Annotated in this window: 27 protein-coding genes and 1 tRNA gene; 11 read left to right on the top strand and 17 right to left on the bottom strand. The window is 63.7% G+C overall.

What is annotated here, in order from left to right:
* The 3 genes from FJ936_RS07330 to FJ936_RS07320 are packed head-to-tail and all read left to right on the top strand — an operon-like array spanning position 1 to position 3572.
* The gene (locus FJ936_RS07330; protein ID WP_015315738.1) at positions 1–1524 is read left to right on the top strand and encodes a tripartite tricarboxylate transporter permease; all 1524 of its coding nucleotides are present in this window, start codon (positions 1–3) and stop codon (positions 1522–1524) included.
* A gap of 15 nt (positions 1525–1539) precedes the next feature.
* On the top strand, positions 1540–2724 hold the full coding sequence (locus tag FJ936_RS07325; RefSeq protein WP_140793751.1) for a CoA transferase: 1185 nt from the start codon (positions 1540–1542) through the stop codon (positions 2722–2724).
* Positions 2721–3572, top strand: a complete 852-nt coding sequence (locus FJ936_RS07320; RefSeq protein WP_140618843.1) for a citryl-CoA lyase — start codon at positions 2721–2723, stop codon at positions 3570–3572. Before FJ936_RS07325 ends, FJ936_RS07320 begins: the two co-directional genes overlap by 4 nt.
* A 3-nt stretch (positions 3573–3575) precedes the next feature.
* Here FJ936_RS07320 and FJ936_RS07315 read toward each other — a convergent pair whose 3' ends face one another.
* Together FJ936_RS07315 and FJ936_RS07310 are read right to left on the bottom strand one after the other, a co-directional pair.
* Positions 3576–4052: an NUDIX hydrolase gene (locus FJ936_RS07315; RefSeq protein WP_140618841.1), complete on the bottom strand. Its 477-nt coding sequence runs from the start codon at positions 4050–4052 to the stop codon at positions 3576–3578.
* Between the two features lie 126 nt (positions 4053–4178).
* Positions 4179–4487 carry a hypothetical protein gene (locus FJ936_RS07310; protein WP_140618839.1) on the bottom strand — a complete coding sequence of 103 codons (309 nt, stop codon included), beginning with the start codon at positions 4485–4487 and terminating at the stop codon, positions 4179–4181.
* Between the two features lie 71 nt (positions 4488–4558).
* Between FJ936_RS07310 and FJ936_RS07305 the strand changes: the two genes are divergently transcribed.
* Together FJ936_RS07305 and FJ936_RS07300 are read left to right on the top strand one after the other, a co-directional pair.
* Positions 4559–4891, top strand: a complete 333-nt coding sequence (locus FJ936_RS07305) for a hypothetical protein (RefSeq protein WP_140721196.1) — start codon at positions 4559–4561, stop codon at positions 4889–4891.
* Between the two features lie 36 nt (positions 4892–4927).
* Positions 4928–5509, top strand: coding sequence for an invasion associated locus B family protein (locus FJ936_RS07300; protein ID WP_140721198.1), 582 nt, complete (start codon positions 4928–4930; stop codon positions 5507–5509).
* A 58-nt stretch (positions 5510–5567) separates the two neighbouring features.
* Here the strand turns inward: FJ936_RS07300 and coaBC are convergent, their stop codons facing one another.
* The 3 genes from coaBC to ubiE all read right to left on the bottom strand — a co-directional run bounded on the left by coaBC (position 5568) and on the right by ubiE (position 9550).
* A complete protein-coding gene (coaBC, locus tag FJ936_RS07295; protein WP_210241810.1) occupies positions 5568–7040 on the bottom strand; it encodes a bifunctional phosphopantothenoylcysteine decarboxylase/phosphopantothenate--cysteine ligase CoaBC in 1473 nt (490 codons plus the stop codon).
* 88 nt (positions 7041–7128) lie between these two features.
* Positions 7129–8703 carry a 2-polyprenylphenol 6-hydroxylase gene (ubiB, locus tag FJ936_RS07290; RefSeq protein ID WP_140793753.1) on the bottom strand — a complete coding sequence of 525 codons (1575 nt, stop codon included), beginning with the start codon at positions 8701–8703 and terminating at the stop codon, positions 7129–7131.
* 70 nt (positions 8704–8773) lie between these two features.
* Entirely contained in the window at positions 8774–9550 is a 777-nt protein-coding gene (gene ubiE, locus FJ936_RS07285; protein WP_140793755.1) for a bifunctional demethylmenaquinone methyltransferase/2-methoxy-6-polyprenyl-1,4-benzoquinol methylase UbiE, read from the bottom strand.
* 133 nt (positions 9551–9683) lie between these two features.
* Here ubiE and FJ936_RS07280 point away from each other — a divergent pair, with 133 nt between their 5' ends.
* The 3 genes from FJ936_RS07280 to FJ936_RS07270 all read left to right on the top strand — a co-directional run bounded on the left by FJ936_RS07280 (position 9684) and on the right by FJ936_RS07270 (position 12115).
* Positions 9684–10658, top strand: coding sequence for an adenosine deaminase (locus tag FJ936_RS07280; RefSeq protein WP_140793757.1), 975 nt, complete (start codon positions 9684–9686; stop codon positions 10656–10658).
* A 142-nt stretch (positions 10659–10800) separates the two neighbouring features.
* A complete protein-coding gene (gene upp, locus FJ936_RS07275) occupies positions 10801–11430 on the top strand; it encodes a uracil phosphoribosyltransferase (RefSeq protein ID WP_015315749.1) in 630 nt (209 codons plus the stop codon).
* Between the two features lie 121 nt (positions 11431–11551).
* Positions 11552–12115: a TIGR02281 family clan AA aspartic protease gene (locus FJ936_RS07270; RefSeq protein ID WP_140792469.1), complete on the top strand. Its 564-nt coding sequence runs from the start codon at positions 11552–11554 to the stop codon at positions 12113–12115.
* Between the two features lie 6 nt (positions 12116–12121).
* Here FJ936_RS07270 and deoA read toward each other — a convergent pair whose 3' ends face one another.
* The 6 genes from deoA to FJ936_RS07240 form a co-directional block, all read right to left on the bottom strand.
* A complete protein-coding gene (deoA, locus tag FJ936_RS07265) occupies positions 12122–13441 on the bottom strand; it encodes a thymidine phosphorylase (protein ID WP_140792471.1) in 1320 nt (439 codons plus the stop codon).
* Positions 13441–14250: a purine-nucleoside phosphorylase gene (locus tag FJ936_RS07260; protein ID WP_140713251.1), complete on the bottom strand. Its 810-nt coding sequence runs from the start codon at positions 14248–14250 to the stop codon at positions 13441–13443. The genes deoA and FJ936_RS07260 overlap by 1 nt, the downstream gene beginning before the upstream one ends.
* A gap of 13 nt (positions 14251–14263) precedes the next feature.
* The gene (cdd, locus tag FJ936_RS07255; RefSeq protein ID WP_015315753.1) at positions 14264–14656 is read right to left on the bottom strand and encodes a cytidine deaminase; all 393 of its coding nucleotides are present in this window, start codon (positions 14654–14656) and stop codon (positions 14264–14266) included.
* Positions 14657–14721: 65 nt separating this feature from the next.
* Positions 14722–15693, bottom strand: a complete 972-nt coding sequence (locus FJ936_RS07250; protein ID WP_140792473.1) for an ABC transporter permease — start codon at positions 15691–15693, stop codon at positions 14722–14724.
* Between the two features lies 1 nt (position 15694).
* On the bottom strand, positions 15695–16834 hold the full coding sequence (locus FJ936_RS07245) for an ABC transporter permease (protein WP_015315755.1): 1140 nt from the start codon (positions 16832–16834) through the stop codon (positions 15695–15697).
* Positions 16831–18363 (bottom strand): ABC transporter ATP-binding protein, encoded by a 1533-nt coding sequence (locus FJ936_RS07240; RefSeq protein WP_140792475.1) that lies wholly within the window; start codon positions 18361–18363, stop codon positions 16831–16833. Before FJ936_RS07240 ends, FJ936_RS07245 begins: the two co-directional genes overlap by 4 nt.
* A gap of 216 nt (positions 18364–18579) precedes the next feature.
* Between FJ936_RS07240 and FJ936_RS07235 the strand changes: the two genes are divergently transcribed.
* Together FJ936_RS07235 and FJ936_RS07230 are read left to right on the top strand one after the other, a co-directional pair.
* Entirely contained in the window at positions 18580–18786 is a 207-nt protein-coding gene (locus FJ936_RS07235) for a SlyX family protein (protein WP_181166420.1), read from the top strand.
* 22 nt (positions 18787–18808) lie between these two features.
* The gene (locus FJ936_RS07230) at positions 18809–19207 is read left to right on the top strand and encodes a hypothetical protein (protein ID WP_015315757.1); all 399 of its coding nucleotides are present in this window, start codon (positions 18809–18811) and stop codon (positions 19205–19207) included.
* Here FJ936_RS07230 and FJ936_RS07225 read toward each other — a convergent pair.
* The 4 genes from FJ936_RS07225 to FJ936_RS07210 all read right to left on the bottom strand — a co-directional run bounded on the left by FJ936_RS07225 (position 19186) and on the right by FJ936_RS07210 (position 22182).
* Positions 19186–19662 carry a GNAT family N-acetyltransferase gene (locus FJ936_RS07225; protein ID WP_140618819.1) on the bottom strand — a complete coding sequence of 159 codons (477 nt, stop codon included), beginning with the start codon at positions 19660–19662 and terminating at the stop codon, positions 19186–19188. The genes FJ936_RS07230 and FJ936_RS07225 overlap by 22 nt on opposite strands.
* A gap of 101 nt (positions 19663–19763) precedes the next feature.
* Positions 19764–20753, bottom strand: a complete 990-nt coding sequence (locus tag FJ936_RS07220; protein WP_015315759.1) for a BMP family ABC transporter substrate-binding protein — start codon at positions 20751–20753, stop codon at positions 19764–19766.
* 245 nt (positions 20754–20998) lie between these two features.
* Positions 20999–21322: a hypothetical protein gene (locus tag FJ936_RS07215; RefSeq protein ID WP_140661735.1), complete on the bottom strand. Its 324-nt coding sequence runs from the start codon at positions 21320–21322 to the stop codon at positions 20999–21001.
* A 131-nt stretch (positions 21323–21453) separates the two neighbouring features.
* On the bottom strand, positions 21454–22182 hold the full coding sequence (locus FJ936_RS07210) for a DUF2569 domain-containing protein (RefSeq protein WP_224622286.1): 729 nt from the start codon (positions 22180–22182) through the stop codon (positions 21454–21456).
* A 371-nt stretch (positions 22183–22553) separates the two neighbouring features.
* Here FJ936_RS07210 and FJ936_RS07205 point away from each other — a divergent pair.
* Positions 22554–22643: transfer RNA gene (locus tag FJ936_RS07205), tRNA-Ser, on the top strand.
* Positions 22644–22775: 132 nt separating this feature from the next.
* Here FJ936_RS07205 and FJ936_RS30465 read toward each other — a convergent pair.
* Both FJ936_RS30465 and FJ936_RS07200 read right to left on the bottom strand, forming a co-directional pair.
* Positions 22776–22928, bottom strand: a complete 153-nt coding sequence (locus FJ936_RS30465; RefSeq protein ID WP_181171459.1) for a hypothetical protein — start codon at positions 22926–22928, stop codon at positions 22776–22778.
* Between the two features lie 208 nt (positions 22929–23136).
* Positions 23137–23415: a hypothetical protein gene (locus tag FJ936_RS07200; RefSeq protein ID WP_140792606.1), complete on the bottom strand. Its 279-nt coding sequence runs from the start codon at positions 23413–23415 to the stop codon at positions 23137–23139.
* Between the last annotated feature and the right edge of the window lie 102 nt (positions 23416–23517).

Genomic DNA, 23517 nt, shown 5'->3' with positions numbered 1-23517 from the left:
ATGGATACGCTCGGCCATCTCGCACACGGTTTCGCGGTCGCTTTCAGCCCGACCAATCTTTTGTGGTGCCTACTCGGCACGACGCTTGGCACCGCCATCGGCGTGCTGCCTGGCCTTGGGCCAGCACTGACCATCGCGCTGCTCTTGCCGATCACCTATCAGGTGGCGCCGGAGGCGTCCTTCATCCTGTTCGCCGGCATCTATTACGGCGCCATGTATGGCGGCTCGACGACCTCGATCCTGCTCAACACGCCGGGCGAGAGCGCAACCATCGTGACGGCGCTGGAAGGCAATAAGATGGCCCGCTCCGGCCGCGGCGGCGCAGCACTCGCCACCTCGGCGATCGGCTCTTTTGTCGCTGGCACACTCGGCACGCTGGGCGTCGCCTTCCTGGCCCCGGTCGTGGTCAAGTTCGCGCTGGCCTTCGGCCCGGCGGAGTATTTCTCGCTGATGGTGCTGGCATTCATCACTGTTTCGGCGGTGCTTGGGTCGTCGTCGGTGCGAGGCTTGACCAGCCTGTTTGCCGGCTTTGTAATCGGGATGATCGGCGTCGATCTGCAGACGGGCCAGCCGCGCTTCACCTTCGGCATGACCGAGTTGCTCGACGGCGTCGACGTCATCATCGCCGCCGTCGGCCTGTTCGCGGTTGGCGAGACGCTCTACATGGCGTCGCGCCGCTATGCCGGCAAAGACGAGATCGTGCCGCTGAAAGGCTCGCTCTACATGACGGCGGCCGAATGGGGGCGTTCGTGGAAGGCCTGGCTGCGGGGAGCGGCGATCGGCTTTCCGATCGGCGCCATGCCGGCCGGCGGCGCCGAGATCCCGACCTTCCTGTCCTATGCCATCGAAAAGAAACTGTCGAAGCACAAGCAGGAGTTCGGTACGGTCGGCGCCATCGAAGGCGTTGCAGGGCCGGAAGCCGCCAACAACGCGTCCGCCGCCGGCGTGCTGGTGCCGATGCTGACGCTTGGGCTGCCGACCTCGGCGACGGCGGCGATCATGCTCTCGGCCTTCCAGAGCTACGGCATCAATCCGGGGCCGTTGCTCCTGACGACACAAGCCGACCTTGTCTGGGGCCTGATCGCCAGCCTGTTCATCGCCAATGTCATCCTGGTCATCCTCAACCTGCCGCTGATCGGCCTGTGGGTGCGGCTGCTGAAGATCCCGGCGCCGCAGCTTTATGCGGGGATCCTGGTGTTCGCCACTGTCGGCACCTATGGCATCTCGCAGTCGCCGATCGATCTCGTCATCCTCTATCTCCTGGGCGCCGCGGGCTTCCTGATGCGGCGGTTCGATTTTCCGACCGCGCCCGTCATCATCGGCATGATCCTGGGACCGCTTGCCGAAACCCAGTTCCGCCGGGCGATGACCATCTCGAACGGCGACTGGTCGGTGTTCTACAAGCATCCGTTGTCGCTGACCCTGCTGACGCTCGCCTTCATCGGCCTGGTCGGGCCGCATGTCTGGGCCTTCATCGAAAACCGGCGGCGGCGCGGTCCCGAACATGTGCCGGGCGATGCCTGAGCGATCTGAAAAGATATGACAGACCTGCTTTCCGGTATCCGCGTCCTCGACCTGACCAATGTGCTCGCCGGGCCGTACTGTGCCTATCAGCTGGCCTTGCTGGGAGCCGACGTGATCAAGGTCGAGGGGCCGCAAGGCGGCGATCTGGCGCGCCAGCTCGGCGGCTCTCCAAAGCTCAACAATGCCGGCATGGGCGCATCCTTCCTGGCTCAGAACGCCGGCAAACGATCGGTCATGCTCGACCTCAAGAAGGACACGGATCGCGGGCGCTTCCTCGACTTGGTCGCCAGCGCCGATGCGCTGGTGGAGAATTTTCGGCCCGGCGTGATGAAACGCCTCGGGCTTGACTACGAGATGCTGAGGGTGGTCCGCCCAGGCCTCGTCTATTGCGCGATATCGGGTTTCGGGCAGAGCGGGCCGATGCGCGACAACCCGGCCTATGACCAGATCATCCAGGGTCTTTCCGGGATCATGAGCATAACCGGCACGCCGGAAACCGCGCCGCTGCGCGTCGGCTATCCCGTCGCCGATACGCTGGGAGGCTTGGTCGGCGCGTTCTCGATCGCCGCGGCGCTGGTCAGGCAGAAGACATCGGGCGAGGGCGCGTTCCTCGACGTGTCGATGCTCGAATGCACGCTTTCCGCGCTTGGCTGGCCTGTTTCCAATTACCTGACGGCAGGGGTCGATCCCAAGCCGATGGGCAATGAGAACATGACGGCGGCTCCCTCCGGCGCCTTCCGCACCGGCGACGGGCTCATCAACATCGCCGCCAACAAGCAGGAGCAGTTCGTGACGCTGTGCCGGCTGATCGGACGGCCGGAACTGGCGTCGGACCCGCGCTTTGCCGAGCGCGAGACCCGCAAGCAGAACCGTGCCGCGCTCAAGGTCGAGATCGAGGATGCTCTGGCAAGCGATCCGGCGGCAATTTGGGAAGAGACGCTCAACCGAGCCGGCGTGCCGGCGGGCCGGGTACTGACGATCCCGCAAGTGCTGACCGAACCACAAGTGCTCGAACGCCAGGTGACGGCTCGCTTCGAGGATGTGGCTGGCATGGATGGGCCGCTGACCGTCCTGCGCGGCGGGTTCATGGTAGACGGTACGGCACCGTTGCCGACGCGGCCGCCGCCTGTGCTGGGCGAGCACATGGACGAGGTGTTCGCCGGCCTGCCGCCGCGCGCCAAGGCAAAGGCCCTGACATGAGCGGCGTGGAGAAGAAAACAGGCCGCGCGCGCGGCGAGGAATGGTGGCAGACCGGCATCATCGAGATGAGCCCCGGTGTGATCCGGCTGCGCGGCTACGAGATCCAGGACCTGATCGGCCGCGTCAGCTTCCCGGCTGTCATCTGGCTGATGCTGCGTGGCGAATTGCCCAGCGAAGACGAGGCGGCACTGCTCGGCATTGCCTTGGGGGCGGCCGTCGACCACGGGCCGCAGGCGCCGTCGATCGCCATCGCCCGCATGGCGGCCACCTGTGGCGTCGGCATCAACAGCGCCATGGCCTCGGCCATCAACGTGCTGGGCGACGTGCATGGTGGCGCCGGCGAGCAGGCGCTTTCCTTCTATGGCGATATTGCCGTGGCGCTTGATGGCGGCATGGGCCTCAATGAAGCGGTTTCGACACGTCTCGACCGGTTCTTCGGGCAGGAGAAGGGCTATGTGCCGGGGCTTGGCCATCGCTTCCATCCTGTCGATCCGCGCGCGCCGCGCCTGCTGGAACTGGTCAGAGATTTTGCCGCGCGTGGCGTGGTCAACGGCCGCTTTGCCGACATTGCCGAGGCGATCGAGGCCGACGTCGCGCGGCGCAAGGGCAAAAAAATCCCGCTCAACATCGATGGCGCCACCGCCGTCATCTATGGCGAACTCGGCTTTCCGCCGCCGCTGACGCGCGGACTCTTCGTGCTGTCGCGTTCCGTCGGCATCCTGGCGCATGCCTGGGAGCAATCTCAGCAGTCCGAGCGCAACAAGGGGCCGCTGCCGCGCGAATGGCTGTGGGCCTATAGCGGCCCGCCGGCACGGCCGCTTCCTGAAGATGAGGGCGCGGACAATTGAGGCTTATGCCTGCTCGAGCGGCGCGGGTCCGGGAAACTTCAAGGTGTTCACCAGCGTCGAGAGATCGGGCTCATCGATGAGCATCGCGGCGTCGGCCGGCGCCAGCCAGGCCCGCTGCCGCCGCTTGGCTTCCTGCCAATCGGCAAGCTCTTCCGTCACTTCCAGCAGAAACACGACGACGTCGACGCGGACAAAGCGGTTGGCCAAACGTTTCCAGTAGGAATAGGTGCCCGCCGGCTGCTTCAGCGTCTTGCCGAGCACGCCGGCTTCCTCCAGTGCCTCGATGGTGGCTGCCTTGCGCCCGCTCTTGCCTTTCATCGGCCATCCCTTGGGCACGATGAAGCGTCTCGTGGTTCTCGATGTGACCAGCATCACCTCGATGCCGCCATGCGCATTCAGCCGGAAGGGGATCGCCGCCACCTGGCGGATCCTTTCGCCTTTCTTGGCTTGGCGTACGGTCTTTTTCTTGGTGGCTGCCATCTCGATAATCCAGTCGCTGCAATGCCCCTTAGCGTGCTGCGACGCCTTTGCAAAATCCAAACTGCCGCAGGGGCACCCGAAGTGCCCTATCATGTAAGTCGGCTAAATAAAAGAAGCTGCCGTTCGTCAGCGGCAGGTGCTCACGGCGGTGTTGCCGATTATCTGCGTCTGGCAGCTCGGCCTAACCTGCGGCACGACCGGCGGCGGTTGCTGGACGATGATGCGATCCTGGGCACGATACTGCTGTTGCTGCTGCTGAAACTGCTGCCGCTGAACCCGGTTTTGCAACGCCTGCAGATCGTTCTGCTGGATGACTGTGTTGTTTCTGACCGTGGGATTGAGCACCTGCGCGGAAGCGGGCATCGCAAAGCCGGCGCAAACCGCTCCAGCCAGCACCACCAAGGTTGATATCATCGATGAACGACGCGCACACATCCATCTATTCCTGCAAAAAAATCTCATCACACCAGATATATAGGGCTTTTGCCCGACGATGCCATGCGAGAATGCCGATCACCCTCACACGAACCGCGCCCGCTCAAGGGCTGCCACCCGCGCTGGCTGCGTGTTTCCGGCAAGGAAGAAGGGTCGGTTGCAGGTTTCAACTTTTTTCCACCAAGGAGTGGGAGATCGAAGGCCGCTTCGGCGCGGCGGAGAATCTGCTGGCACCCCCCGCATTGCACTTGACGGAGGCGATCGATTCGCCGCTCTATCGGGTCGGCGCCGGCCTCGAGCTGAATTGCGTCGATGGCGTCGTCATGTCCGTCAGATATAATGGCGCCTTCGGGGAAACGGTCAAACAGAATGCAGTCAGCGCGTCTCTCAAGGTCAGTTTCTAGGCTGGCTCGAGGCGGAGCCGGGCGGGAGAGATCTTGATGAGGAAATACGCGTATTTCGCAGCAGTGCTGGGTGCTACCTGCATCGCAGGCCTGCCGGCCATGGCGGCGCAAACCAAGGGCGACAAGGTGGCGGCAACGCCGCCCGCCGCAGCTGACGTGCCGCAACTGCCGGGTGGTGCTTCGGCCTTGTCCGAAACCCATGGCGACTGGACGGTCAATTGCCAGATATCGGGCACGAACAAGGTCTGCAGCCTGTCGCACCAGCAGTTCAACAAGCAAAGCAACCAACGGCTTTTGGCGATCGAGCTGTCGAGCAAGACCGGCGAGGATGCGACCGGAACGCTTGCCCTGCCTTTCGGTCTGGCGCTTGCCAAGGGTGTCGCGCTGACCATCGACGATCAGAAGCTCGACGGCAGCCTGCCGTTCAGCACCTGCCAGGTGGTCGGCTGCCTGGTGCCGGTGGCGTTCGATGCCAATGTCACGCCGCTGCTCAAGAACGGCACCACACTCAAGATCGATGCGTTCGCGGCCGATACGGGGCAAGTCGTAAGCTTTTCCATTCCGCTCAATGGCTTCGGCGGTGCACTTGCCCGCACGGCGGAGCTTTTGGCCAACTGACGGCTTGGCTCACCGCAAGCGACAGGGTGTTGGCGGCAAACGCTTCCGCCGACACTTGTCAGACGATGATGGTTTTCAATCGCTCGGCGATGAGCGCGGCAAGCCGTGCCGCTACCTCGTCCTTGGTCATTTCAGGCCATTCCTCGACGCCGGCTTTCGACACGACCCGCACCCGGTTGCGATCACCGCCCATCACGCCTGAAGGACCGATGCCGCTTTGGTGGGACACATCGTTGGCGACGATGAGATCGGCCCCTTTCTTCGTGAGCTTGGCCTCGGCGTTGCGCAAGAGATCCTGCGTCTCGGCGGCAAAGCCGACGACCAGGCCTGGTCGTTGCTTGTGATGGCCGACACCCGCCAGGATGTCGGGGTTTTCGACCATGCGCAGCACCGGCGGGCCTTCGCCCGCGACCTTCTTGATCTTCTCACCGGCTGAATTCTCGGTGCGCCAGTCGGCAACGGCGGCGACGAACACCGCGGCGTCGGCGGGCAGAAGCTGTTCCACCGCGTCGCGCATCTCCTGCGCCCGTTCGACATGGAGGGTCTTCACTCCGGCCGGATCGGCGATGGTGACGGGACCGGAGACGAGGCGCACATCGGCGCCGAGCCTTGCCAATGCCGCGGCGATGGCGTGGCCCTGCTTGCCGGACGAGCGGTTCGCGATATAGCGCACCGGGTCGATTGGCTCGTGCGTCGGGCCCGACGTGACGATGATCTTGCGCCCCGCCAGTGGCCTGGGGCCGGCATCGAGCAGCGCCTCGACCGCGGCGACGATCTCAAGCGGTTCGGCCATGCGGCCTTCGCCGGCCTCATTGCTCTCAGCCATCTCACCCTTGGCAGGGCCGACGAAGGTGATGCCGTCCTTGCCCAAGCTCGCGCGGTTGCGGCGGGTGGCGGGATGCGACCACATCCTGGGGTTCATCGCCGGGGCCATCAGCACCGGCTTGTCGGTGGCGATGAGCACGGTCGAGGCCAGATCGCTGGCATGGCCATTGGCGAGCTTGGCCATCAGGTCGGCAGTGGCGGGCGCCACCACCAGGAGGTCCGCCTCGCGCGACAGCCTGATGTGGCCGACATCGTGCTCGTCATTGCGGTCGAACAGGTCGGTGAAGACATGGTCGGCGGAGAGCGCACCGACCGACAGCGTGGTGACGAACTCCTGCGCCGCCGATGTCATGACGACGCGCACCGCCGCGCCGCGCTCGCGCAGCCGACGGATGAGGTCGAGCGCCTTGTAAGCGGCGATGCCGCCGCCGATGATAAGCAGGATGCGCTTGTTGGAAAGCGTGCCTCGCGGCAAGCTCTTGCCTGCTAGTGCCGACGCCGGGCTCGGGGTGCCTTGCGAAGTGGCCAGTTCGTGAAGGGCTTTCTCGATCTGGTCGAGACGGCCAACAGGGCCGACCTGGCCGTCGACGGCGGCCCGGATCATCACCCGCGCCTGTTCTTCCATGGAGCGATCGTTTTCCGCCGCCAGACGGCGCAGCAACTCCTTGACCTCATCGTCCAGGTTGCGGATCGTGATGCTGGCCATGTGATTGCACTCTACTCATCTTACTTGATGGCGATGATAGCAATGCAATCAAATTGCCGCAAGCAGCTGGCTTGCCGCGAACACAGGCCTAATGAAGCTTCCAGGCAATGTAGACCAGCGTCAGCGCGATCACCCATAATGCGACACGGCCGGAACGGCTGTAGCGCGCTTCGGCCTTGCCTATAGCGCGGGCAGTCGCCTCATCGAAGCGCAGGCCGTGCTCGGCCATCAGGTCGATCTCTCGCGACAGCCGTTCCGTACGGGCCGCGAGTTCCGGCGCCTGGCGGATCAGCGCCAGCATCGCCTTGCCGCCGTCGCGCGCGTCGGCCAGCAGGCCGCGCGGCCCGAGGTTCCCGGCTATCCAGCCGCCGACCACCGGTTCGGCGGTCTTCCACATGTTGAAAGCCGGATCGAGCGTGCGCGCCACGCCCTCGACAACCACCATGGTCTTCTGCAGCAGGATCAGTTCCGGCCTTGTCGCCATGTCGAAGAGTTCGGTCACCTCGAACAGCAGCGTCAGAAGCTTAGCCATCGAAATAGTTTCGGCGGGTTGGCCGTGGATCGGCTCGCCGATGGCGCGGATCGCCTGCGCGAAGGCAGAGACATTGTGCTGGCGCGGCACATAGCCGGCCTCGAAATGGACTTCGGCGACGCGCAGATAGTCGCGTGTGATGAAGCCGTAGAGGATTTCCGCCAGGAAGCGGCGCTCCTTCTTGCCAAGGCGTCCGGCAATGCCGAGATCGACGGCAACGATGGTGCCGTTCGCCTCGACGAACAGATTGCCCGGATGCATGTCGGCGTGGAAGAAGCCGTCGCGCAGCGTATGGCGCAGGAAAGACTGGATGAGGTTGGTGGCGATTGCCTTCAGGTCATGGCCGGCGCTTTGCAGGCCGGCGATGTCGTTCATCTTGACGCCGTCGACCCATTCCATGGTCAGCACGTCGCGGCCGGTGCGTTCCCAGTCCACCGAAGGGACGCGAAAGCCAGGGTCTTCCCTGGTGCTTTGGCCAAGTTCCGAGAGCGCGGCCGCCTCGAGGCGCAGGTCCATCTCGATCCTGGTGGTCTGCGCCAGCGTCTCGGTCACCTCGACCGGCCTCAGCCGGCGCGACGACGGTATGTATTTCTCCTGCAAGCGGGCGGCGAGGAAATAGCTTTCGAGGTCCTGGAAGAAGCGGCGGCGCACGCCCGGCCGGATGACCTTGACCGCTACCTTCCTGGCGACGCCACCATCGACGGTTTCAGCGGCATGGACCTGAGCGATGGAAGCCGCGGCGACCGGGTCGCCGAACTGCTTGTAAAGATCGCCGAGCCTGCGCCCGAGCGAGGCTTCGATGGCGGCCACCGCTTCCGCTGTCGGGAAGGTGTGCATCTTGTCCTGCAGCATTGCGAGATCGAGCGCCATGTCGTTGCCGACGACATCGGGCCGCGTTGCCAGGAACTGGCCAAGCTTGACGTAGGATGGGCCGAGCCGGACCACCGCCTTGGCCAGCCGATCGCTGCGCTCATAGGCGAGCGCGCGACGGCGGGTGAACAGCCGCGCCAGCCGCCAGCCGAATTTCGGCAGGCCGGATAGTTCCTCGCCGGGCAAGGCGGCAACGACGCCCTCGCGCACCAGCACCCAACCGGCCCGTACGAGCCGGAACGCCGCGCTGACGGTGCTCATGGCCGCGTCCGCCCTACCGGTTCATCGAACTGGCGCAAGGCTCGTCGCGTGAGGAAGATCGGCGACGGCTTCAAAGCTTCCAGCCCGAATGCAGGGCCGCTATGCCGCCGGAATAGTTGCGGAAGGAGACGCGGTCGAAGCCGGCCCGAGAAATCATCGCCGCGAAGTTTTGCTGATTGGGGAATTTTGCGATCGATTCGACCAGATAGGAATAGGGCTCGCCGTCCCCGGTGACCAACTTGCCGATCCTGGGGATGGCATTGAACGACCAGGCTTCGTAGACCTTGTCGAGGAGCGGCATCTCGACCTCGGAGAACTCCAGGCACAGGATACGGCCGCCGGGCTTCAGCACGCGGAACGCCTCGCCCAGGGCCACGTCGATATGCGGGACATTGCGAATGCCGAACGCGATGGTGTAGGCGTCGAAGCTGGCGTCAGGGAAGGGCAGTTCCTCGGCATTGGCCTCGACGAAATCTGTGTTGCCGGACAACCCCTTCTTTTCAGCCCTGTCGCGACCGACGGCAAGCATCGAGCCGTTGATGTCGAGCACGGTGGCATGGGCATGGCCATGGCTGGCATCGACGATGCGAAAGGCGATGTCGCCGGTACCACCGGCAACATCGAGCACGCGCCAGCCCGCGCGCTTGGGCGGATTGAGCCAGGCGACCATGGCATCCTTCCACAGCCGGTGCAGGCCAGCAGACATCAAATCGTTCATCAGGTCGTAGCGGTCAGCGACCTTGTGGAAAACATCGTTGACCAGGGATTGCTTCTCGCCTTCCCCTACACGCTTGAAACCATAGGAGGTTTCCATGCCGCCGGCAGCCGTGGTTCTCTCAACTGACATTTTTTTGATCCGTCATAAAACCGGCGGGACCATAGCCGATCGATGATGCGGGCGCTATTGTTTAAGGCGCGGTGTTCAGCCGCGCTTCCAGGTGGTGGGTTTCAAGACCTGGACTGACCGACGGGATGTTTGAATGCCTCTGAAAGCGGAACTGCACTGCCACATCGAAGGGGCAGCGGCGCCCGATCTCGTCATTCGCCAGGCGCAGAAATACGGCAAGGACACCTCGCCTTATATCCAGAACGGTTCTTTCGTCTGGCACGATTTCACCTCCTTTCTCGCCGCCTATGACTTCTCCGCCGACCTGTTCCGGACCGAGGAGGATTATGCGCGGCTGGCCGACCACTATCTGACCAGCCTGGCCCGCGATGGCGCCATCTACTCCGAGGTGTTCACCTCGCCCGACCACGCGACGAAAGCCGGGCTGTCACCCAAGGCCTACACCGATGCGCTCGGCGAAGGCATGCTGCGCGCCAAGGCAAAGACCGGCATCGAGGGCCGCATGATCGTCACCGGCGTGCGCCACGTCGGTGTCGAGTCGATCGAGCGCGCGGCACGCTTCGCGGCGCGTTGCGGCCATCCGCTGGTTACTGGGTTCGGCGTCGCCGGCGACGAGCGCATGGGCGAGATGGAGGACTACGTCAGGGCTTTCGAGATCGCGCGCGAGGCCGGGCTCGGCATCACCGTCCATGCCGGCGAACTGACGGGCTGGGAAACCGTCCAGGCGGCACTCGACCATATCCGCCCGTCGCGCATCGGCCATGGCGTGCGCGCCATCGAAAACCCTGACCTTGTCCGGCGCATCGCCGACGAGGGTGTCGTGCTGGAATGCTGCCCCGGCTCCAATATCGCGCTCAAGGTGTTCGACAGTTTCGCCGACCATCCCTTTCCCGCCCTGCAGGCGGCCGGCTGCAAGGTGACGCTCAACTCCGACGACCCGCCCTATTTCTGGACCTCGCTGAAGCACGAATACGATATCGCCGCCGAACATTTCTCGATGAGCGAAAAGGCGCTTGCCGCCGTCACCAGGACCGCCATCGAAGCCGCCTTCGTCGACAGGAAGACCAAGACAGCGCTTCTTGGTCGGTTGGACGCGAAAGTTCGGTGAACAGTGAGTAGTCAGTAGTCGGTAGTGACGGTGCACGCATCGAGCGGTTGAAGGCCGGCGCTTTCACTGACGCAGGGACTCGCAAATCGGCTCACTATTCACTACTCACTGTTCACCACTCACTATTCCGTCGGAGCACATCATGAAGGGCGTCACCGTCGTCGATCATCCGCTTGTCCAGCACAAGCTGACCATCATGCGCAAGAAGGAGACCTCGACGGCCGGCTTCCGGCGGTTGCTGCGTGAGATATCGCTGCTGCTCGGCTATGAGGTCACCCGCAATCTCGAACTGACGACGACAACGATCGAAACGCCTATGGAGACGATGGAGGCTCCGACGCTGGAGGGCAAGAAGCTGGTCTTCGCCTCGGTGCTGCGCGCCGGCAACGGCCTGCTCGAAGGTTTGCTCGACTTGGTGCCGGCGGCCCGCGTCGCCCATGTCGGCCTCTACCGCGATCATGAAACGCTGGAGGCCGTCGAGTATTTCTTCAAGGCGCCGAGCGACCTCGCCGACCGGCTGGTCATCGTCGTCGACCCGATGCTGGCGACAGCCAATTCGGCGATCGCGGCGATCGACAAGTTGAAAGAGCGCGGCGCCACCAACATCCGCTTCCTGTGCCTGCTGGCGGCGCCCGAAGGCATCGAGCGCTTTACCAAGGCGCATCCGGATGTTCCGGTCTTCACCGCGTCCATCGACCGCCAGCTCAACGAGAAGGGCTACATCATGCCCGGCCTTGGCGATGCCGGCGACCGCATGTACGGGACGAAGTAATACCCGAGCAATGTGCTTGGTATTTTTTACCAGGCGTTTACGCAAAGACGTGGTTCCGGCGCGCGTTAAAGCGGCAAACACCATCCGGCGCTAATGATCAGCTCTTCACAAAGGCCGATCCATGCTGCGCAAGCTTCTCATTCTCAGCGTCTTTGCCGGTGCGTCGGCATCGATCCCGGTCGTCTACCAGTCGAATCCGCGAATATTCGAAAACCTGCTGAAATCGGCGGTGACGGCCAAGCCAGCGGCCGAGACGCAACCGGATGTCAGCCTGGCCTCCGTTCCCGACAAGCCGGTAGCGCCGCTGCCGACCGGCCGGAAGGTCGTGGTCGCGGCGGACGGGCGCGGACACTTCTCGTCGACCTTCAGGCTCAACGGCCGTCAAGTCGACGGCATGATCGACACCGGTGCGACGCTGGTCGCGGTCAATATGTCGACGGCACGCCGGATCGGACTGTCGCTCAATCCCTCCGATTTCAGCCACGAAGTCAACACCGCCAACGGCACCATCAAGGCAGCCGTGGTGACGATTGATCGTCTGCAGATCGGCAGCATCAGCGTCGAAGGTGTGCAGGCGATCGTGCTCGACGACAAGGCACTGCGCACCAACCTGATCGGCATGAGCTTTCTCAACAGGCTCGGCAAATACCAGGCTGAGAACGGCACATTGCTGCTGGTTCAGTAGGTCCACTCAGCCACGCGGCAGAATCCGCCGGATGACCGACTTGTCGGCGGCCGGCTTCGAAGCACCGATCGCATAGGCTGAAAGCACGGTCGCGGCTGCCGTCTCGGCATCTAACGGTGAGCGGGCGTGGATCAGAGCCAGCGCATCTCCGGCGTGTACTTCCGCGCCTATGGGCAGCAGCCTTGTGATGCCGACCGAGGGGTCGATCCTGTCGTCGGGCCGGGTGCGCCCGCCGCCCAGGCCGACGACCGCGAGACCGATGTCGCGGGTGGCGATGCCAGTGACGAAACCCTCCGACGTCGCCTTCACCGCGATTTCCGTTGCTGCTTCCGACAGATATTTCTCTGGCTTCTCGATGAAATCGGCGGGGCCGCCAAGCACCGTCACCATGCGCGCGAAGGTGGCGGCTGCGCGGCCGCTGGCGAGTGTCTCGGTGGCGCGTCGCATGCCGTCCTGGTTCGACGACACCAGTCCCGCCGACTGCAGCATTTCGGCTGCCAGCGCCAGCGTCACGTCCTCCAGCCGCCGGTCGCGCAGGCGGCCGGTCAGGAAATCGACGGCATTGCGCACCTCGACGGCATTGCCGGCGGCGGAGGCAAGCGGTTCGTTCATGCCGGTGATTAGCGCCGAGACTTTCAGTCCGGTGCCGCTGGCGACCTCGACGAGGCTATTGGCAAGCGCGGTCGCATCTCGGGATTTCTCCATGAAGGCGCCATTGCCGACCTTGACGTCGAGCACCAGCGATTGCAGGCCCGCCGCGAGCTTCTTCGACAGGATCGATGCGGTGATCAGCGGCACGGACTCCACGGTTCCGGTCACGTCGCGGATGGCGTAGAGCCGGCGATCGGCAGGTGCCAGGTCGGCGGTTTGGCCGATGATGGCGCAGCCGGTTTCAAGCACGGCTTTGCGGAACAGCGTGATGTCGGGTTGGCTGATATAGCCGGGAATGGCATCCATCTTGTCCAGCGTGCCGCCGGTATGGCCGAGGCCACGGCCCGAGATCATCGGCACATAGGCACCGCAGGCGGCAACGATCGGCGCCAGCATCAGCGAGACATTGTCGCCGACACCGCCCGTGGAATGCTTGTCGGTGACAGGGCCTGGCAAATCCGACCAGTCGAGCACGTCGCCGGAATCGCGCATGGCCAGCGTCATCGCCACCGCCTCGTCGCGGTTCATGCCGTTGAAGAACACCGCCATGGCGAAGGCCGCGACCTGGCCGTCGGTGACGGTACCCGACGTCACGCCGTCGATGAAGGCGGCGATCTCGTGAGGCGCCAGCCTGTGGCCGTCGCGCTTGTGACGGATGATTTCCTGTGGAAGCATCAGCTCTCCAGCAGCCCGTCACGGAACACGCGCTGCAGCACCGTTGCCAGCCGCGATCCGCCAACCGGCGCCATGTCCTTGGTTTCCTGGTGCGAAAGCTCGGCTCCGGTCATGCCGGCGGCCAAATTGGTGATGACCGAACAGGCAGCGACGCGAAGGCCGAGGAAACGCGCGAGAATCACTTCCGGCACGGTCGACATGCCGACGGCGTTGGCGCCCATGATGCGCGCCATGCGGATTTCGGCCGGCGTCTCGAAGCAGGGGCCCGAGAACCACATGTAGACGCCCTTGTGAAGCGCAGTGCCGGTCGCCTTCGCCGCGCCTTCGATCGCGTCGCGGATACCGGCATCATAAGCTTCGGTGAGGCCGACGAAACGGCGGTCGCTGGGCTCGCCGATCAGCGGGTTGGTGCCGGAGAAGTTGATATGATCAGTGAGCAGCATCACCGAACCCGGCGGCATATCCGGATCGACCGAGCCGGCCGCGTTGGTGAGGATCAGTTTCGTGATGCCGATGCCGGCGAGCACTTCCAGCACCGGACGCATCGCCGCGGCATTCCCATGCTCATAGTAGTGGGCGCGGCCGGACAGCATGAGCACCGGAACGCCGGCAAACAGCCCGGCGACCACTTGGCCGGCGTGGCCGCTGACACCGCTCCTGGGAAAGCCGGGCAGGTCGGCATAGGAGACGCGGATCGGATTCTCGATCCGGTCGACCAAGCCGCCCAGGCCCGAACCCAGCACAAGCGCGGTCGACGGCGCCAGGCCGTCCAGCCTTTCGATAAGGTGGTCGACCGTTTTTTGCGTCATATCAGCCAGCTCTTCATTTCAGAATGTCGCCGCGGAAGCCGTAGGGCAGCATGTCGCCCATGGTCACGGTTTCGGCCACGCCGGTGTTGTCGCAGAGATAGAGCTTCGTTTCCGGGCGGCAGAATTCGGCCAGTCGCTGGCGGCAGCCGCCGCAAGGCGAGCATTTGGCCATGCGTTCGGCAAGGACGGCGATTTCAACGATCTTGCCGCCGCCGCCCATGATATAATGGCCAAGCGCGGTGGTCTCGGCGCACCAGCCTTCCGGATAGGAGGCGACCTCGATGTTGGCGCCGGTGAAGACGCGTCCGTCCTCGGTGCGTATGGCGGCACCCACCGGGAACTTGGAATAAGGCGCATAAGCCTTGGCCATGGCAGCCTTGGCCGCTTCGAACAGATCATGCGACATTCAGGTGTTCTCTCCGATGATCATGTCCAAAACCCGGCGCTTCGTCTGCGCCGAACTGTCGACCGTTAGCGTTCCTTGACATAGGGCACGCCGCCGGCGCGCGGGGGGATGGCCTTGCCGATGAAGCCGGCAAGCAGGATGACGGTGAGGATATAGGGCAGGGCCTGCATGAACTGCACCGACACCTTGCCGACAATGGGCAGCGGCGTTCCCTGCAGGCGGATCGACGCCGCGTCGAGGAAGCCGAACAGCAGACAGGCGAACATGGCGTTGACCGGCTTCCATTTGGCGAAGATCAGCGCGGCCAGCGCGATGTAGCCCTTGCCCGCGGTCATGTCCTTCACGAAGCCGCCATTCTGCACCATAGAAAGATAGGCGCCTGCAAATCCGGTCAGGATGCCCGTGCAGATCAGCGCGCGATAGCGCAGCCAGGCGACCGAGATGCCGGCGGTGTCGACCGCGGCCGGATTCTCGCCGACCGCGCGCAGCCTGAGGCCAAAACGCGTGCGAAACAGCACCCACCAGGTGAACGGCACCATCGCAAAGGCGAAATAGACGAGGATCGAATGGCCGGAGATCAGTTCGGCATAGATCGGACCGATGATCGGCACGCCCCTGATGGCATCGGCGCCGGGCCAGATGATCGCCTCGAATCGTTCGCTCGGTTGCAGCGCCGGCGTGCGGCCACCCTGCTGGAACCATGCCTGGCCGAGAATGATGGTCGATCCGGCGGCGACGAAGTTGATCGCAACGCCCGAAACGATCTGGTTGCCGCGATGGGTGATCGAGGCAAAGCCGTGCACCAAAGCGAAGGCGACAGAGATCAGGATCGCCATGCCGAGACCGATAAGCGCCGAATGGAACACGGAAGCCGCGGCAGCACCCGCGAAGGCGCCGACCAGCATCTTGCCTTCGAGGCCGATGTCGAAAATGCCGGCCCGCTCCGAATAGAGGCCGGCGAGGCAGGCAAGCAGCAGCGGCACCGACAGGCGGATGGTAGAGTCCAGCACCTGGATGACCGCGTTGAAGATATCCATCTCAGGCGCCTTTCCCGTTGACGGCCTGCATGCCCACCGATTTCGGGCTGAACGATGCGAACAGAGCCTGGATATAGGGCCTGAACATATGCTCCAGCGCGCCGGCGAAGAGGATGACCAACCCTTGAATGATGACGATCATGTCGCGGCTGATTGCCGGCATCTCGAAGGCGAGCTCGGCGCCGCCCTGGTAAAGCATGCCGAACAGGATCGCCGCCAGCACGATGCCGACCGGATGCAGGCGGCCCATCAGCGCTACGGCGATGCCGACGAAACCGGCGCCCGAAACGAAGTCGATCGCGACATTGTGCTGGTCGCCCATCACAGGGTTGAGCGCCATCATGCCGGCTAGCGCGCCCGAGATCATCATCGCTGTGATGATGATGCGCGTTTCCGAAATACCGGCATAGCGGGCCGCTTTCGGGCTGTGGCCATAGGTGCGCATCTCATAGCCGAGCTTGGTGCGCCAGATCAGCAGCCAGACCAGGAAAGCCATCACCAGCGCCAGCAGGAAGCAGATGTTGAGCGGGGCCGAGCGGATCTTGGCGCCGAACAATTCGATGATCCAGTTCAGTTTCGGCAGCTCCGCGCCGGCGAGGAAGTTACGCGTCTGCGGCGCCTGCGACCCTGCCGGCTTCAGCGGGCCGACCAGCAGGTAGACCATGATCGAGGCGGCGATGAAGTTGAACATGATCGTCGTGATGACGATGTGCGAGCCCCGCTTGGCCTGCAGATAGGCGGGAATCAGGGCCCACAATGCGCCCACGAGCGCCGAAGCGACGATGGCCAGCGGAAATGTCAGCCACCAGGGCAGTGTGCTGTCGAAGGAAAGGCAGACAATGGCGATGCCGAGGCCGGCGATGTAGGCCTGCCCCTCGGTGCCGATGTTGAACAGTCCGCAATGCGCCGCTACCGCCACCGAAAGCCCGGTGAATATGAAGGTCGTGGCGTAGAAGAGGGTGAAGGCGATGCCGGTGCCCTTGCCGAAGGCGCCTTCGACCAGGATGACGGCGGCACGGAAGGGGTTTTCGCCGACCAGCATGACGACGAAGCCAGCGACGATGAAGGCGACCGACAGGTTGATCAGCGGGATCAGCCCGTAGTCGGCCCAGGCCGGCAATTTGGCGTAAGGCGTGCTCATTGCGCCGCCTCCCGATGCTCGACACCGGCCATCAGCAGGCCAAGCTCGCCTTCGGTCGCGTCGGGGCCGCGCTCGCCAACGACCCGGCCGGCAAACATCACCAGGATGCGGTCGGAGAGCGAGCGGATCTCGTCTAGCTCGACCGAGACCACCAGCACCGCCTTGCCCTGGTCGCGCATGGCGATCAGGCGCTTGTGGATGAACTCGATGGCGCCGACGTCGACGCCCCGCGTCGGCTGGCCGACGATCAGCACGCCGGGGTCCTGCTCGATTTCACGCGCGAGCACGATCTTCTGCTGGTTGCCGCCGGAAAAATTGGCCGTCTTCAGGCGCGGATTGCCGGGACGAATGTCGTATTTCTCGATCTTGTCGCTGGCATCGGCCATGATGGCATCGATGTTGAGAAACGGTCCCCTGAGGTAACGGGGATCGTCGTGGTAGCCGAGGATGGAATTCTCGTTCTCCTCAAAGGCCAGCACCAGCCCGACATGGTGGCGGTCTTCCGGTACGTGGGCGAGGCCACGGTCGCGCAATTCGCCGGGATCGGCCTTGCCGGTGAGATCGATCGGCTTGCCGTCGAGCGTCACGGACCCGGAAACGGCGCGCCTGATGCCGGAAATCGCCTCAAGCAACTCGGATTGCCCGTTGCCGGCGACGCCGGCGATGCCGACGATCTCGCCGGCTCTGATATCGAAGGAGACGTCGTCGACCATGGTGACGCCACGGGAATCCCTGACCGTCAGGTTCTTGACCGCGAGCTTGACGGCACCGGCCTCGGCTTCGCCCTTTTCGACCCTCAAGAGGACACGCCGCCCGACCATCAGTTCGGCCAGTTCCTCGACGGTGGTTTTCCTGGTCTCCCGGGTCGCCACCATCGTGCCCTGACGCATCACCGACACGGTGTCGGTGATGGCCATGATCTCGCGCAGCTTGTGGGTGATCAGCACCACCGTCTTTCCCTGTTCCTTCAACTGCCTGAGGATGCGGAACAGGTGGTCGGCCTCGGCCGGCGTCAAAACGCCCGTCGGCTCGTCGAGGATCAGGATTTCGGCGCCGCGATAAAGCGCCTTCAGGATTTCCACACGCTGCTGCAGGCCAACCGGCAGTTCTTCGATGATCGCATCGGGATCGACGTCCAGCCCGTATTCGCGCTCCAGCCGGTCAAGCTCGGAGCGCGCCTTGGCGATGCTGCTCTTCAGAAGCGCATCGGTTTCGGCGCCGAGGATGATGTTCTCCAGCACCGAGAAATTGTCGACCAGCATGAAATGCTGGTGCACCATGCCGATGCCGAGCGCGATCGCGTCGTTGGGTGTCTTGATCGATGCCGGCTTGCCGCCGACGCGGATCTCGCCGCTGTCGGCCTGGTAGAAACCGTAGAGGATCGACATCAGCGTCGACTTGCCGGCGCCGTTCTCGCCGACGATGCCGTGGATGGTGCCGCGCGCGATCTCCAGATTGATGTCGCGGTTGGCGCGCACCGCGCCGAAACTCTTGTTGATGCCGATCAGTTCGATTGCGGCTTGCGCCATGCAGCCTGTCCCACTCTTATTTTTTTATCGCTTGGTCAAAACGCCTAGCATGGCGCTCCGCCCATGCCAATTGTCCGGAGCAGCATCCACTCTCGACAAATCCCCGCGCGCTTGTCAATTTCGAACGTGGCCGAAGCTCTCACATTCGCTACTATGGCGAGGTCGATTTGACGTTGCGGCGCAAGGTGTCGCGGTACAAACTGGGGACTTTGCATGATCATGCCCGCCGACCGGCTGACGACGCTGGAAATCCGCGCAGCGGAGCAGGAGAAGACCATCGAGGAACTGTCGGGCCAGATCGCCGAGCAGTGGAAGGTGATCGACCGCATGCAGCGCAAGCTTGATGCGCTGACAGACCGCTTCCTCGCGCTTGAAGAGCAGGCGGCACCGGATGTGCCGGTGACCAAGCCGCCACACTGGTGAGGAGAGGGGGAGGGCACGGATCATGGCCGGTGAGAGCGATCGTATCGCAAGGGCCGGCGACTATGTGCTGGGCCTGATGAACGATGCCGAGCGCGAGCGGGCCGAGCGCGATCTCGAGATCGACCCTGCGTTCCGCGACGCGGTGGTGCAGCTGGCCGAGCGCATGCATGTCTTCGATCGCGCCGAAAAACCAGCCGGCGTCAATCATTGGGAACTGGTTACGCAGCGACTCGCCGAATTGCCGCAGATGCGAGGCGTTGGCCTGGGCGGCAATGATGCCAAGTCGCCGACAGTGATCCGAAGCTTGTCCCGTCAGCCGTACGGCGTTGGTGTGCATTCGCTTGGCGGTAGGCGTGGACTTGTCGTCATGGCCGGGCTGATTGCGGCCTTCGCGCTCGGCTATCTCCTGGGCACATTGTGATGGAGCCGGCGCGACATCAGCATCATCGTGTCGCCGTCCTGCTCGCACAGCTCGATCGTGTCCCAGCCGAGCGCCGCGTAGAACTCGCGCGCTTGCCAAGTGTAGAGGTAGAGCGTCTCGACGCCGGCTGACGCTGCATGCGCTTCGATCGCCTCGACCAGCGCGGTGCCGGTTCCCTTGCCTCGATGGCCGGCGTCGACGACAAGCCCGGCCAGCCACGGTGTCAGATCATGCGCCGGTTCCAGTTCGTGGCGGACCAGCAGGCAGGTGCCTATCGGCACATCGTTCACACGGGCAACCAGAGCCTTTTCGAGGCCGTCGCTGGTCAGCAGGTTGCGGAGCCCTGCCGCATCCTCTTCCAGCGTCCTTCCCGTGCCCTCGAAGAAGGCGGCAATCCGCAGTCGCGCGACGACTTCGATGTCATGCCCGCGCATGGGTTCGATCGTTGGCTGCATTCCTCGCTCCATGCCATTTGCGAGCTTCGTTCGATCGGCAAAAGCAAAACCGCCGGGCTTTCGCCCAGCGGTTGCAGATCATGGCCGTACGCTGCCGCCGATCAATAGGGGCAGGCGTTGTCGGCTGTGTAGTCGTGCACCTTGACCGTGCCGGCGATGATGTCGGCCTTGGCTTTTTCGACGGCCGCCTTCATTTCGTCGGTCACCAGTGCCTTGTTGTTGTCGTCCATGGCGTAGTCGACGCCGCCTTCCTTGAGGCCGAGATTCTCGACGCCACCCTTGAAGGTGCCGTTCTTGCCATCCATGAAGGCGGTGTAGACGGCAACGTCGACGCGCTTCAGCATCGAGGTCAGCACCTTGCCGGGCTGCAGGCCGTTCTGGTTGGAATCGACGCCGATGCCGAGCTTGCCGGCATCGGCCGCCGCCTGCAGCACACCGACGCCGGTGCCGCCGGCGGCCGCGTAAACCACGTCGGCGCCCTGGTCGATCTGCGTCTTGGCGATCTCGCCACCCTTGGCCGGATCGTTCCACGCCGCCGGCGTATCGCCAGTCATGTTCTGGATGACGTCGGTCGCGCCAGCGGACTTGGCGCCGCCGACATAGCCGCATTCGAACTTGCGGATCAGCGGGATGTCCATGCCGCCGACGAAGGCAACCTTCTTCGACTTCGACGCCATCGCGGCCATGATGCCGACGAGATAGGAGCCTTCATTCTCCTTGAACACCAGCGAGCGGACATTGGGCAGGTCGACCGCATCGTCGATGATGGCGAAGTTGAGGTCCGGGTATTCGGCCGCGACCTTCTTCAGCGCATCCTCCCAGGCAAAGCCGGCCATGACGATCGGGTTGTGGCCGTCCTCGGCGAAGCGGCGCAGCGCCTGCTCGCGCTGCGAGGCGTTGGACACTTCGAACTCGACATAGGCGACGCCGGTCTCGGTCTTGAATTTTTCGGCGCCATGGTAGGCAGCCTCATTGAAGGATTTGTCGAACTTGCCGCCGAGATCATAGAGGATGGCCGGCTGGACATCCGCGGCGAAAGCCGGAAGAACCATTGCGGTTGCGGCCAGGAGGCCGAGAACGATACGTTTCATGTGATCCACACCCTGTCGGTTATTTTTTCCGTTGCACACCGCCTGCCTGCCCGGTTCTCCGGCAAGCAAACGACGTTAGCCAGGAGTGTATTGCCCTCCCGCTCCCGGGCAATCTGGCACGGCCCGAAACAAAATTCACGCGGAATTTTGACCTTTTGGAAAAGCGTGCCACGGGCAAGCCACGCCGCGATCCGATCTTGCGTGCAAGCTTTCAGCAGCCGGCCGGAATGGTGCGGGAGATGGGTTCAGTTGGCGGCGAACTGTCCCGTGCGCCGCTGCCGCCGATAGCCGATGGCGTACAGCAGCAAGGCCAGCACCGCGAAGACGGCAAAGCCCGGCTGGTTGAGCACCCAGGCGATGACCGTGTCCCACAGCAGCGGACTGGCCTTGGCGCGCACGAAGGTTTCGAAGGCGGCCCGCGTGTCCGGCGAGACGGCCAGCCAACTGGCGTTGAGCGGGGTCAGCACAAGGGCCGAAGCCGCCACCGTGCGCGTCGTGTCGAGCACCGCCATGATGACGGAAACCGATAGCGCGACCATGGCCGCAAGACGAAAGACGAAGCGAAACATCAAGGCTCTCCCCCGGTTCCCCCTGGACGCTGACCAGAAGACCGCCGGCACATGTCCGAAACAGAAATAGAATGCGTGCGGTTCAGCTGCAATCGCGATACGCGAATTTAAGGCCCGCGCTTTTCTGGGCCCTATGCGACCGGCTCGCGCCTGGGGCGGTGAACGAGCCAGACGGCAAGAATGCCTCCGGCAATGGCGCCGACCACCAGCCCGGCCAATCCGATGAAGGCGGCAAAGTAGCCGCAGCCGCCCTCGAAGCAACTGACCTCGGCGACATCGGCGATCACCGAGCCAGCCAGGAAGCCGCCAACCGCGCCAATGATCGCGCCCAGGACGATGCCGAGCAAGGCAGCCACGATGGAAACGAAGACCGACGGCGCTTCGATCCGCGACCTGGCATAGACGCCCTCGGCGCCGGACCCACGGCGCAGCAGATAGATGCAGAGCAGGCCGATGGCGATTTCGACGCCGCCGATAAGCAGGCTCCTGGCGGAAAAGACGAAATCGGGCACGGCGAGCACATAGGCCTGCCTCGCCAGCACCCAGGCGATGGTCGCCACCTGCCAGATGATGAACTGGCGCGGGAAGCGCGCCGAGCGGCCAAAAGCAAGGCCGAGCAAATAAAGCCCCCACAGGATGGTGATGATGTCGACGGCAAGCCCGCCAAGGAGGAAATAGAAAATCCTGTCCGGCAGGCCGGAATTGCCGGTCAGCCACCAGGCGGAGGCCAGGCCGTAGACCGACCACGCCATGACGAAGATGAGCCAGCCCACCGGCACGTAGGACAGCCCGCTGTCCGGGCGCCCGATTGGCGCCTGCCCCGGCATCCCGCCGCCCGGTTGTTCACTGCCTGATGTCATGCCCGGACGATGCCCCCCGCAAAGCCTCCATTTCACTCGACAGGTGGCCCGCGACGAAGTCAAGCGCGGCCGGCCTTGCCGGCTCGCCTGTGCACATCATTTGGGGCGTCGGCACCTTGAAACGGATGACGCCGCGCCCTCGCGAAGCGCTGTGTGGCCGGCAAAGCGAATAGACTGTCGTTATGGCTTGGCATTCGGCGCGGGATCGACTAGATGAGCCCCGCGCCTGTTGCTTTGACGGCTCAGGTGCCGGGGAGAGGTGTCCGCTGGTTGGCGGCACCCATAGCGCGGAAATCGCTACTCCTCCCTGAAGGGACTGCATTGTCCCCAACCCGCGCGGCGAAACCGGCCGTCGCGAAAAATGCAAGGACGGAGAGGTGGCCGAGTGGTTGAAGGCGCACGCCTGGAAAGTGTGTTTACGGGAGACCGTAACGCGGGTTCGAATCCCGCTCTCTCCGCCATTTCTCAAATTGGCCAAATTATCCCTGATAAATCAGCTACTGACCGACAATGGCGTCGATCACTTAGACCAACGACTTAGACCAATCTGGATCAACCAGCCAATAGGTAAGCTTCACGCTCTTCGGCTTCCTTCATGGTATCCGTTCGGTCCACCTCACGACCCCATCGAGGTCCCGGTAGCGTTCGACCCGGGAGCGCCCGAAGTGGGTCGAGAAATACCAGTCCCTAACGCCGTTGATCCCGATCTCGGTCTTGCTGGTTTTGATGGTGGTAAAGTTCTGCATCGCCTTTGCTCCTCTTGCGCCGCTCAGCCGTTGAAGCGGTCGTGTGGGAGATACTGGCGGATGAACACGGTGGTCGATTCAAATAAATTCAATGCATTAGCGGAACTATCCCCTTAGCGGAGACGTCCCGCCAATGGAGCGATTTCTGTCCCAAAGGGCCGACCCCGACACACCTCTTGGGGCGATGCATCGGGGCAGGATAGGTCGATTAGTCGCTGTAGGCCGAACCGTTCTTACGAGCCCGTGCTATGGCTTGGGCGTGCCCATGGAAGACGTGCCACTCACCCTTGGCCGCAGCCCTGCGGAGCGCCGGGAAGTCAGCCTCATCGACATACTCAAGGTAAGTCGCCAGCGTCAGCCCATGCTGCCGAAGCACGTTGCGGTCCAGATGCTGCTCGAAAGCAACCATGACCACAGCCGTCTCAACCTCCTCGATCCCGAAGGCTTCCCCGGTCGGGATTTCTCCGGTCTCCACGTAGGCATCCACGATGAATTGCTGTTGAGGTTCACTGTGGGTTCCCTGAAGCGGTCAAGGCTCTGGTCGGCCATTCGCACAAAGTCGGCATGTTGCTTCTCCTCCTTTTGCTCG

It is taken from the genome of Mesorhizobium sp. B2-4-13, assembly GCF_006658535.1.
Taxonomy (GTDB): Bacteria; Pseudomonadota; Alphaproteobacteria; order Rhizobiales; family Rhizobiaceae; genus Mesorhizobium; species Mesorhizobium australicum.
This window is presented reverse-complemented; position numbering and strand designations above follow the sequence as displayed.

What these genes read in the sequence shown, in the direction of transcription:
- FJ936_RS07320 (WP_140618843.1), top strand. Translation starts at nt 2,721, where the DNA reads ATGAGCGGCGTGGAGAAGAAAACAGGCCGCGCGCGCGGCGAGGAATGG.
- deoA (WP_140792471.1), bottom strand. Translation starts at nt 13,441, where the DNA reads ATGCTTCCACAGGAAATCATCCGTCACAAGCGCGACGGCCACAGGCTG.
- FJ936_RS07280 (WP_140793757.1), top strand. Translation starts at nt 9,684, where the DNA reads ATGCCTCTGAAAGCGGAACTGCACTGCCACATCGAAGGGGCAGCGGCG.
- FJ936_RS30465 (WP_181171459.1), bottom strand. Translation starts at nt 22,928, where the DNA reads ATGCAGAACTTTACCACCATCAAAACCAGCAAGACCGAGATCGGGATC.
- FJ936_RS07210 (WP_224622286.1), bottom strand. Translation starts at nt 22,182, where the DNA reads ATGACATCAGGCAGTGAACAACCGGGCGGCGGGATGCCGGGGCAGGCG.
- FJ936_RS07225 (WP_140618819.1), bottom strand. Translation starts at nt 19,662, where the DNA reads ATGCAGCCAACGATCGAACCCATGCGCGGGCATGACATCGAAGTCGTC.
- FJ936_RS07260 (WP_140713251.1), bottom strand. Translation starts at nt 14,250, where the DNA reads ATGACGCAAAAAACGGTCGACCACCTTATCGAAAGGCTGGACGGCCTG.
- coaBC (WP_210241810.1), bottom strand. Translation starts at nt 7,040, where the DNA reads ATGGCCAGCATCACGATCCGCAACCTGGACGATGAGGTCAAGGAGTTG.
- FJ936_RS07230 (WP_015315757.1), top strand. Translation starts at nt 18,809, where the DNA reads ATGGCCGGTGAGAGCGATCGTATCGCAAGGGCCGGCGACTATGTGCTG.
- ubiB (WP_140793753.1), bottom strand. Translation starts at nt 8,703, where the DNA reads ATGAGCACCGTCAGCGCGGCGTTCCGGCTCGTACGGGCCGGTTGGGTG.
- ubiE (WP_140793755.1), bottom strand. Translation starts at nt 9,550, where the DNA reads ATGTCAGTTGAGAGAACCACGGCTGCCGGCGGCATGGAAACCTCCTAT.
- FJ936_RS07300 (WP_140721198.1), top strand. Translation starts at nt 4,928, where the DNA reads ATGAGGAAATACGCGTATTTCGCAGCAGTGCTGGGTGCTACCTGCATC.
- FJ936_RS07330 (WP_015315738.1), top strand. Translation starts at nt 1, where the DNA reads ATGGATACGCTCGGCCATCTCGCACACGGTTTCGCGGTCGCTTTCAGC.
- FJ936_RS07220 (WP_015315759.1), bottom strand. Translation starts at nt 20,753, where the DNA reads ATGAAACGTATCGTTCTCGGCCTCCTGGCCGCAACCGCAATGGTTCTT.
- FJ936_RS07245 (WP_015315755.1), bottom strand. Translation starts at nt 16,834, where the DNA reads ATGAGCACGCCTTACGCCAAATTGCCGGCCTGGGCCGACTACGGGCTG.
- FJ936_RS07305 (WP_140721196.1), top strand. Translation starts at nt 4,559, where the DNA reads ATGCCGATCACCCTCACACGAACCGCGCCCGCTCAAGGGCTGCCACCC.
- cdd (WP_015315753.1), bottom strand. Translation starts at nt 14,656, where the DNA reads ATGTCGCATGATCTGTTCGAAGCGGCCAAGGCTGCCATGGCCAAGGCT.
- FJ936_RS07240 (WP_140792475.1), bottom strand. Translation starts at nt 18,363, where the DNA reads ATGGCGCAAGCCGCAATCGAACTGATCGGCATCAACAAGAGTTTCGGC.
- upp (WP_015315749.1), top strand. Translation starts at nt 10,801, where the DNA reads ATGAAGGGCGTCACCGTCGTCGATCATCCGCTTGTCCAGCACAAGCTG.
- FJ936_RS07215 (WP_140661735.1), bottom strand. Translation starts at nt 21,322, where the DNA reads ATGTTTCGCTTCGTCTTTCGTCTTGCGGCCATGGTCGCGCTATCGGTT.
- FJ936_RS07250 (WP_140792473.1), bottom strand. Translation starts at nt 15,693, where the DNA reads ATGGATATCTTCAACGCGGTCATCCAGGTGCTGGACTCTACCATCCGC.
- FJ936_RS07270 (WP_140792469.1), top strand. Translation starts at nt 11,552, where the DNA reads ATGCTGCGCAAGCTTCTCATTCTCAGCGTCTTTGCCGGTGCGTCGGCA.
- FJ936_RS07310 (WP_140618839.1), bottom strand. Translation starts at nt 4,487, where the DNA reads ATGTGTGCGCGTCGTTCATCGATGATATCAACCTTGGTGGTGCTGGCT.
- FJ936_RS07325 (WP_140793751.1), top strand. Translation starts at nt 1,540, where the DNA reads ATGACAGACCTGCTTTCCGGTATCCGCGTCCTCGACCTGACCAATGTG.
- FJ936_RS07315 (WP_140618841.1), bottom strand. Translation starts at nt 4,052, where the DNA reads ATGGCAGCCACCAAGAAAAAGACCGTACGCCAAGCCAAGAAAGGCGAA.